The 791-nt window shown below is 57.8% G+C and carries 1 pseudogene; it reads left to right on the top strand.

What is annotated here, in order from left to right:
* Window positions 1-66 precede the first annotated feature (66 nt).
* Window positions 67-791, top strand: a pseudogene (locus tag HK24_RS13485) (IS3 family transposase); the annotation flags it as partial.

The raw sequence follows: 791 nt of genomic DNA, 5'->3' as shown, positions 1-791 counted from the left end.
AGAGGTGGACCCCATTTTTTGGACAGGTGTCTAAGCTATAATCCGACCTGAAAGAGGACGGGTTTTATGGGCAAGGTTACGCGCGAGAGGTATGGGGCGGAGTTCAAATCACGGGTTGCCCTGGAAGTGATCCGTGGGGAGCTGACGCTGGCGGAACTGGCATCGAAACATGGGGTGCATCAGACGATGATCGCTCAATGGAAACGGCAGGCGATCGAGGGGATGGCGGCGAGCTTTTCCGGGAAGACAGTGTCTGAGCCCCCGATCAGCCCTGCTGATGTCGAGAAACTGCACGCGAAGATAGGCGAGCGTCTCGTGGAACGGGATTTTTACGCGATGCCTCTGTTCGGTTGGGCGTGATCAGAGGCGGCAGATGATTGACCCGAAGCGAGCGCGCCTGCCGATCATCCGGCAATGCACACTGCTGCACCTCAACCTGTCGGGCGTTATTGGCCTGTGCCACAGAGCGAGGCCAATCTGGTGTTAATGCGGCTGATCGACGCCCAGTTCCTGGAAACGCCGTATTATTATGGCTCCCGGCAGATGACATGGCATCTGCGCCGCCTGGGACATGAAGTCGGTCGCAAGCGGGTGTCCGGCGGCTCATGGCGAGCATGGGCCTGCGGGCGATCTATCAGAAGCCACGCACGAGTGTGCCCCATCCGGAGCATCGGAAATATCCGTATCTGCTGCGGGATCTGATCATCGACCGGCCCAACCATATTTGGTGTGCCGATATCACGTATATCCCCATAAAACGGGGATTTCTCTACCTCGTGACGATCATGGAC

This window comes from Gluconobacter sp. DsW_058 (assembly GCF_002153615.1).
GTDB classification, from domain to species: Bacteria; Pseudomonadota; Alphaproteobacteria; order Acetobacterales; family Acetobacteraceae; genus Gluconobacter; species Gluconobacter cerinus.
This window is presented reverse-complemented; position numbering and strand designations above follow the sequence as displayed.